This is a genomic window from Frankia sp. CcWB2 (assembly GCF_977927585.1).
The window spans coordinates 1-7571 of record NZ_CDWRCM010000157.1 but is presented as its reverse complement, the minus strand read 5'-3'; the positions used below and the strand labels follow the sequence as shown (position 1 = coordinate 7571).

Sequence of the window (7571 nt, the reverse complement as noted above, 5' to 3'; positions counted from 1 at the left end):
CCCGCGGTGAAGACGCCGTCATGATCGCCGCCGAAACGATCGACGACGGCATCGCCCCGGCCGGGTGGCCGTCGGGAGAGCACCCGCCTCGCAACCGTGAAACGCTCGGTGGACCGCTGCTGCGCCGTCGTGTCGTGACGGCGCAGCCACATCGGGATCAGCACGAATCCCCAGACCGCGACGATCGCCACCCAGATCAACGCGCTCATCGGACCACGCCTGCACGACCCTGGTCGATCCCATCATCGACCATCATGATCCCGCCCGCCCCCATACTCCCACCCGATCCTGTGGTTACGTTGTCAATTTCGCGGGATCTGTGGTCTCCGTGGTGTTCACCGCTCCCGGGGAGAGGGAACAGCACGGGAAACGTGTCCCACCCACCACCCACCGGACGCACACCATCCGCGGCGAGCGCGGCGGGCGCGGGCGCTCTGACCATGAGGAGCCTCTTCTCGACACCAACGATTGCGATTTCGTAGTCGACGCTAGTGAGCGAAATCCACGTGGTCACCGACCCGGAGCCCGCGTGTCGCATCCGCAACTGGATGGGTGATGGTGGATGTGTGGTCGTCAAAACGCACCGCGGACCCCCCAGGGCCGCATCTGACCTATGGAAGCCCTTGTAGAGAGCATCGACATCCGGTCAGGACCTTCGCTTTGTCACCGGATTGAGATCCGGAACGACGGGCGGTGACGAGAAGGGACTACGTCCGGTAACCGACACCGTCCCGGTGCCGGAGTGGAACGTGTCACGCGAGCCGTGGATCCAGGCATCGTTCTCAGGCGCGGCGGCACCGTCGGGCGCGGCACCGTCGGGCGGCGCGGCGGCCGCTCAGGGCCGGCTGTACCGGGTCTCCCGCCAGCGGTGCACCAGGCCCTCGGGGACGTCCTCGGTCGTCAGCGCGAATCCGATGTGGTCGCGGTAGCGGCCGTCGATGGCGAGGAAGTGCCGGTGCAGCCCTTCCTCGCGGAAGCCGAGCTTCGCGAGCACCCGCCGGCTCGCGGCGTTCTCCGGGCGCACATTCGCTTCCACCCGGTGCAGCCCGACCGGCCCGAAACAGTGGTCGACGACGAGCGCGAGCGCGGTCGGCGTGATGCCTCGACCGGCGTACTCGCTGTCGATCCAATAGCCGGCCTGAGCGCTGTTGAACGCCCCGCGCACGATCGTGGACACGGTCACCTGACCGACGAGCCGCCCCTCGAAGGTGACCGCGAACGGCAACGTGGCGCTGAGCCGGGCCTGCTGGCGCAGGCGGTGCCACATCTGACGGTAGATCGAGAGGGTCTGGCGCTGCGCCCAGGTCTCGCGGACCATCATCACTCCGGGTGGGGTCGCCTCCCACGGCGCCAGCCAGTCGGCGTTGCGCAGCCGCACCTCGACCCACGTGGAGGCGTCACGCAGACGAAGCGGCCGCGCCTGGACCCGTCCGTCGGTCAGGACTGCCGGCCAACCCGGAGCTCCCACCGTCGCGCCCTATCCGGCGTCGGCAGCATCGGCAGCATCAGCTGGGGCTGGGGCTGGGGCTGGGGCTGGGGCTGGGGCTGGGGCTGGGGCAGGGGCGGCGGCTGTGGCGAGGCCCGCGGACCCCGCGGCCGGGTGCCCGTGGTCGTCGGCCCCGCGCAGCTGGGCGACGGCATGACCCACCACCCCGGCCAGCACGCCCAGCCCGTCGCGTACCCCACCGGTCGAGCCGGGAAGGTTCACCACCAGGGTGGCGGCGACGGTTCCGACGAGCCCGCGGGAGAGCACCGCCGCCGGCACGGTCTCCCGACCCGCCGCGCGCAGCGCCTCGGCAAGTCCGGGCACGGCCCGCTCGATCACCTCGCGCGTCGCCTCGGGGGTGACGTCGCGGGGACCGAGGCCGGTGCCACCGGTGCTCACCACCAAGTCCACGCCGTCGGCGGCGGCGGACCGCAGCGCCACGACGATCTCATCCCGCTCGTCCGGGACGATCGTCGCCGCGCCCACCTCGAAACCGAGTTCGACGAGCCCGGCGACGAGCAACGGGCCCGACCGGTCGGCATAGATCCCTCGGTACGCCCGGTCGGAGACGGTGATGACCCGGGCCCGGGCACCCGCGGGAAGGTGGCGCATGCCACTCATTCCGCGGACCCCGCGCCCGGCGGGGGGGCGGCAGGCCAGTCTCCGGAGCGTCCCCCGGTCTTCGCGATCACTCGCACCCCGGTCAGCTCCGCGGCGGGATCCACCGCCTTGACCATGTCGTGCAGCGTGAGCCCGGCGACGGCGACGGCGACGGCGGTCAGCGCCTCCATCTCGACGCCGGTCCGGTCCGCCGTCCGGACGGTGGCCGTGATCGCCACACCGTCGTCCCGTACGTCCAGCTCGACCGTGACGCCGGAGATCGCGATGGGATGGCAGAGCGGAACGAGATCAGGCGTACGCTTGGCCCCCATGATCCCCGCGACCCGGGCGACTGCGAGGGCGTCGCCCTTCGGTACCCCCTGCCCGCGCAGCAGCGCCACGACCTCGGGAATGACCCGCAGCATCCCGGTGGCGGTCGCGGTACGGGCAGTGACGTCCTTCGCCGACACGTCGACCATGCGGGCCGCGCCGCGGTCGTCAACGTGGGTGAGCCGGGCTGCGGTCACCAGGGCACCGATCCGGCGGCCCGGGCCGCGGCCGCGTCCCCCCGGCCGGCTTCAGCCCGCGAGCCGAGGTCCGGGGAAGCCAGGTCCGGGGCATCGACGTCCGCAGTGTCCGCAACCGCCCAGGCCATGCCGGAGAGAATGGCCCTCAATCCGTCCGGGAGCAACAACGCCGGCAGCCGGCTGCCCGCCGACACCTCGGTAACCTCCTCAGGGATGATCAGCAGCGCCTGCGCTCCCGCTAGCGAGGTGAGCTGATGTGACCCCTGCCCGCCGGCCAACTGGGCGACGGTGGCGGGTTCCAGGCACCCGCCGCCCCCGCTCCGCTCCAGTCCCACCCGCAGGAAGGACCTCTTCCCGAGAGGGGAACGCAGGTCGGATCCGACGGTCACGACAATCCTCGGGAGCCCGGTGCCGGCGAGACCGCGCATCCGTTGCAGGGCCGGGCGGACGAACAGCTCGAACGAGACGAGGGCGCTGACCGGGTTCCCCGGCAACGTGAAGACCGGCACACCGTCGACCAGGCCGAAACCCTGCGGCTTGCCCGGCTGCATCGCGACCCGGTCGAACCGGACGGTCCCGGTCCGCGCGAGCACCTCCTTGACGACGTCGTACGCCCCGACGCTGACGCCACCGGTCGTCACCACGGCATCCACGTCGGGAAGCACCCCGTGCAGGGCTGCGGCGAAGGCGTCCGGCTCGTCGGGCACCCCGGCCAGGCGGCGTACCACTGCGCCGGCCTCCCGCGCCGCGGCGGCGATGCCATGGCTGTTCGAGTCGACGATCTGCCCGGCGCCCAGCGGTGTACCGACCTCGACGAGCTCGGTCCCGGTGGACAGCACCGCCACCCGCGGCCGGGGATGCACCGGCGGGCGGGCCACGTTGACCGCGGCGAGCAGGCTGATCTGCGCGGAGCCGATGATCGTCCCGGCGGGGAGCACCAGGGCGCCCGGGGCGACGTCCTCCCCCGTCCGGCGGATGTGCAGGCCACGGCGCGGCGCCCGCTGGACCGCGACGGTCTGGCAGCCACCGTCGGTCCACTCGAGCTGGACGACCGTATCCGCTCCCGGGGGCAGCGGGGTCCCGGTCATGATGCGTACCGCGGCGCCGGGGACCAGCGCGGCCGGCGAACCCGGACCCGCGGGGACGTCGCCGATGACCGGCAGGGAGACGGGAGTGGCCGCCGACGCCTCGGCCACGTCGGCGGCCCGGACGGCGTACCCGTCCATGGCCGAGTTGTCGAACCCGGGAAGCGCGACCGTCGCCCGGACGTCCGCGGCGAGCACGCATCCGTGCGCCTCGTCCAGCCTGGCCTGCCGAGCGCGGGTCGGCCGCACCGTCGCCAGGATCCGCTCGAGGTGTTCATCCACCGAAGTCATGGGCGCCCGTCCATTTCTCTGCCCTTCGATGCACCACCCGTCGCGCGCCGGGTCCGGCATCACCCAGGCTACGGCCGTCGAAGCCCGGGCACCTCTTACCCGCAGTTACCTTCGGGTACCTCCAGCGGTCGGGACGGGGCGCATCCGCTCCGGGCCTCCCGGTCCGAACGGCGTGCCGCGACCGCCGGGCGCTGGCCGGTTCCAGGAGCGTTCCGGTCCTTGCCGGAGTCGTCGCCGGAGCCGTCAAGGCCTACCCGAAGAGAAGCCAGCACACCCCGAGACTCTCAAGCGATGAAGCGGATAAATTTGAAAAATATGGATAAATTAGAACAATGCTGCCTTCGGGCCGCCGGACGCGACATACTCCTCGATCCACGGGTACAGCTCGGGGCCAAGGTCGGCGCGCTCGCACGCGAGCCGGATGACGGCCTTCAGGTAGTCCACCCGATCGCCGGTGTCGTACCGCCGACCCGTGAAGATCACCCCGTGCACGGGCTCAGTGTCGGTGTCGGTGCCCCCCGCGGCACCGGCCGGTTCGACCGCCCGTAGCGCCAGGATCCGCAGGGCGTCGGTGAGCTGGATCTCCCCGCCCCGTCCCGGCTCGGTCCGCCGCAGGACATCGAAGATCGTCGGCGAGAGGATGTACCGCCCGATGATCGCCAGATTACTCGGAGCCTGCGCGACCGGTGGCTTCTCGACCAGGTCACGGATCCGCACGATCCCGTACCGGTCGTCGGCACCGGTGCCGGTACCAGTGCCGATGGACTCCACCGTGGCGACGCCGTAGAGGGAGACCTGGTCCTCGGGCACCTCCATCAGGGCGATGACGCTGCCCCCGAAGCGGCGCTGCACGGCAAGCATCTCCTCGAGCAGCAGGTCCCGCTCGTCGATGAGATCGTCACCGAGGAGGACGGCGAACGGCTCGTTCCCCACGTGCGCCGCCGCGCAGAGCACGGCATGACCGAGCCCACGCGGCGACTGCTGGCGGACCGAGTGGACCTCGGCCAGTTCCGCCGACGCCCGGACCCGACGGAGACGAAGATCGTCGCCCTTCCGTTCGAGGGCCGCCTCGATGTCCGCCTCACGATCGAAATGATCCTCGATCGCCTTTTTCGTGCGGCTTGTGACAAGCAGGACATCACGCAGACCGGCGCGGGACGCCTCCTCGACGACGTATTCGATAGCCGGCCTGTCGACGACCGGCAGCATCTCCTTGGGGACGGCCTTCGTCGCCGGCAGGAAGCGGGTCCCCAGACCCGCGGCTGGAATTACCGCCTTCGTTACTGGCATAGCCGAAACCTTAGTCGGGTCCGTGGACACGGGCACCGCCCACGGCCCCGGCACAGGCAATGCACAGCTCACGGCGGCCGCCGGTCCCGCCCGCCGCTCGCCCGGACGTGCGCCGCGGGTCCGAGAACGAGCCCGCGGCACCTCGTGCCACCCGATCCACCACCGACAACACCTCTACCAGTAACTGGCAACACCTCTACCAGTAACTGGCAACACCTCTACCAGCCGACAATATCACTACTAGTTAGTATAAATGCCACAATTTGTAACCTGAGAACCCTCCATCCAACATCACGCCCACGTTCACGTGTCGTATGCCGCGGCAACCCGCCCGCTGGCGGCCAACCTGCGGGAGGCTGTCAGTGTGCAGTGGAATGACCGGCCTCCGGGTGATCTCAACGAAGAGCTCACCGTCGAGCTGACGATCCGTCCGCATCCCGGACCGGTATCCGAACTCGGGAGTCGGCCAGCGGACCCGGGGCGTGCCCGCCCCCGTCACGGCGGTGTCGACCGAACCCCCGGCGGCTGCCCCGAGGCCGGCGAGGCCAAGGCTCGCCTGCGGGCCCGGCTGCTGATACAGCGCCGCGCATCCATGGCCCTGCGTCGGGGCTCGCTGTCCAGGTCGGATGCGTCCCGACTGGCCAACCGCATCCAGCGGCTGCCCGAGGTGGAGGCCGCGCGGTGCGTGGCGGCGTATGTGGGGCTGCCCGGCGAGCCGGACACCGCCGAGCTGCTTGATCGACTGCTGGCTCGCGGGGTGCGGGTGCTGTTGCCCGCCCTGCGCGCCGATCTCGATCTGGACTTCCGGGAGCACGTCGGAACACTGGTGCCCGGCGCGCTGGGTACCCGCGAACCACCGGCGGCGGCACCCCGCGGGGTTCTCGCCGAGGCCGACGTGGTGATCATCCCGGCGCTCGCGGTCGACCGGGCGGGCCGGCGTCTGGGGCACGGTGGGGGCTCCTATGACCGGGTGCTGGCCCGGGTGGGCGCCGACGTTCCGGTGATCGCCGTCCTGCACGACCAAGAGGTTCTGGATGAGGTCCCCACGGAGTCCCACGATCACAACGTAAAGATCATCATCACGCCGAGTCGTACGCTACGGTGCGAACCAACCGACGGCACCGGGGAACATCTCGGGCCCTCTACAAGCTAAAGTTGGCAGTCTCCACGTCAGAGTGCCAACTCCGGGAGGAGCACGTGCCTACCTACCAGTACCGCTGCACCGACTGCGGGCGTGACCTTGAGGTCGTACAGAGCTTCAGCGACGTATCACTGACGGAGTGCCCAGCCTGCGCCGGGCGACTTCGTAAAGTGTTCGGTTCGGTGGGCGTGGTGTTCAAGGGCAGCGGCTTCTACAAGAACGACAGCCGGTCCAACTCCTCCGGCGGGTCCGCGCAGCACCGTCCCAAGGACATCGGTGACGCCACGGCCACGAGCAACGGCAGCGAGGCGACATCCGGAGGGAGCACCAACAGCTCCGCCAGCTCGGACTCGTCGTCCTCGACCTCGTCGGGCGGCACCGCCACGGCCTCCTCGACGACGTCGGCTCCGGCCTCCAGCACCGCGGCGGCCTGACCAGCCGCTGGATCCACCCAAGGCGTCCGGGCGTCTCGGCCTGGACGCCTTGGGCATGCCCGGGCACGGAGTACCCAGTTCCTCCCCGCCGCGGCTCACCCACCGACCCCCGGATGCGGTGACCGGGAGATGCCGGAGAGGGTTTCCAGATCTTGCGTCACACCATGGCCTTGGAAGCCATCTCTTCATGCCCGGCTACAGCCAGCTCAGAGTTCGGACTTACTCATCTAACGGAAGCCCTTCCGCCCCACTGGCGGCGATTTCTGGCCGCCCTGGACCGGCCACGCCACCGGACGGCCCGGAGCCCTGGTGCCGGCCAGATCTGACCTGATGCGGTGACCTCGGCCGATGGCCGGGACGCCTACTGTTTGCGCCGCCGATAGTGCTCCACGATCCAGGCGTCTACCTCTCGCTTGCGCCAAACCCGGGTGCCTTTGGCACCGCTACCCATCGGCGCGTTGATGACCTGCAAGGGCGCCGGAAACCGGGAGTCCTTGCGTGTCCAGTAGTCTACCGCCTGGCGAGTGATCTTGAGTTGGAACGCGATGTCCCCGATGCCGACCAACTGCTCACCGTCGTCCACGCGGAACATCGTAACCACTTTGCTCTTCCTCAAGAACCTCGCTAGGGTCTAATTTGCTGAGCAGCAAATAGACGGAAGAGGAAACCATGCCCCCCACCCCTCGCCGCCTGGATGAGGTCCGGGCCCTATTAGGG

8 protein-coding genes and 2 pseudogenes are annotated in these 7571 nt (G+C 70.1%); 2 read left to right on the top strand and 8 right to left on the bottom strand.

Translation table 11 applies throughout. The annotated features are described in order from the left end of the window. The 6 genes and pseudogenes from ACY45C_RS15745 to ACY45C_RS15720 all read right to left on the bottom strand — a co-directional run. Positions 1–209: pseudogene (locus tag ACY45C_RS15745) on the bottom strand (hypothetical protein); the annotation flags it as partial. A 626-nt stretch (positions 210–835) separates the two neighbouring features. Continuing rightward, complete coding sequence (locus ACY45C_RS15740; RefSeq protein ID WP_462188345.1) at positions 836–1468, bottom strand: GNAT family N-acetyltransferase; 633 nt, start codon at positions 1466–1468, stop codon at positions 836–838. Between the two features lie 9 nt (positions 1469–1477). Next, the gene (locus ACY45C_RS15735) at positions 1478–2107 is read right to left on the bottom strand and encodes a MogA/MoaB family molybdenum cofactor biosynthesis protein (RefSeq protein ID WP_462188344.1); all 630 of its coding nucleotides are present in this window, start codon (positions 2105–2107) and stop codon (positions 1478–1480) included. Next, the gene (gene moaC / locus ACY45C_RS15730; protein ID WP_462188343.1) at positions 2104–2613 is read right to left on the bottom strand and encodes a cyclic pyranopterin monophosphate synthase MoaC; all 510 of its coding nucleotides are present in this window, start codon (positions 2611–2613) and stop codon (positions 2104–2106) included. Before moaC ends, ACY45C_RS15735 begins: the two co-directional genes overlap by 4 nt. Next, complete coding sequence (glp, locus tag ACY45C_RS15725; RefSeq protein WP_462188342.1) at positions 2610–3989, bottom strand: molybdotransferase-like divisome protein Glp; 1380 nt, start codon at positions 3987–3989, stop codon at positions 2610–2612. The genes moaC and glp overlap by 4 nt, the downstream gene beginning before the upstream one ends. A gap of 324 nt (positions 3990–4313) precedes the next feature. Then, on the bottom strand, positions 4314–5279 hold the full coding sequence (locus ACY45C_RS15720) for a UTP--glucose-1-phosphate uridylyltransferase (protein WP_462188341.1): 966 nt from the start codon (positions 5277–5279) through the stop codon (positions 4314–4316). Positions 5280–5643: 364 nt separating this feature from the next. On the opposite strand from ACY45C_RS15720, the gene ACY45C_RS15715 reads away from it, so the two are divergent. Together ACY45C_RS15715 and ACY45C_RS15710 are read left to right on the top strand one after the other, a co-directional pair. Continuing rightward, positions 5644–6432: a 5-formyltetrahydrofolate cyclo-ligase gene (locus tag ACY45C_RS15715; protein WP_462188340.1), complete on the top strand. Its 789-nt coding sequence runs from the start codon at positions 5644–5646 to the stop codon at positions 6430–6432. Next, positions 6381–6569: pseudogene (locus tag ACY45C_RS15710) on the top strand (FmdB family zinc ribbon protein); the annotation flags it as partial. The gene ACY45C_RS15715 and the pseudogene ACY45C_RS15710, both read left to right, overlap by 52 nt. A 62-nt stretch (positions 6570–6631) precedes the next feature. Here ACY45C_RS15710 and ACY45C_RS15705 read toward each other — a convergent pair. Beyond that, positions 6632–6871 carry a hypothetical protein gene (locus tag ACY45C_RS15705; protein WP_462188339.1) on the bottom strand — a complete coding sequence of 80 codons (240 nt, stop codon included), beginning with the start codon at positions 6869–6871 and terminating at the stop codon, positions 6632–6634. Positions 6872–7215: 344 nt separating this feature from the next. Then, a complete protein-coding gene (locus tag ACY45C_RS15700; RefSeq protein ID WP_173645797.1) occupies positions 7216–7446 on the bottom strand; it encodes a hypothetical protein in 231 nt (76 codons plus the stop codon). Positions 7447–7571 lie beyond the last annotated feature (125 nt).

Excerpts from the sequence above, each read along its gene's own strand:
- ACY45C_RS15735 (WP_462188344.1), bottom strand. The coding sequence starts at position 2,107 with ATGAGTGGCATGCGCCACCTTCCCGCGGGTGCCCGGGCCCGGGTCATC.
- glp (WP_462188342.1), bottom strand. The coding sequence starts at position 3,989 with ATGACTTCGGTGGATGAACACCTCGAGCGGATCCTGGCGACGGTGCGG.
- ACY45C_RS15720 (WP_462188341.1), bottom strand. The coding sequence starts at position 5,279 with ATGCCAGTAACGAAGGCGGTAATTCCAGCCGCGGGTCTGGGGACCCGC.
- ACY45C_RS15700 (WP_173645797.1), bottom strand. The coding sequence starts at position 7,446 with ATGTTCCGCGTGGACGACGGTGAGCAGTTGGTCGGCATCGGGGACATC.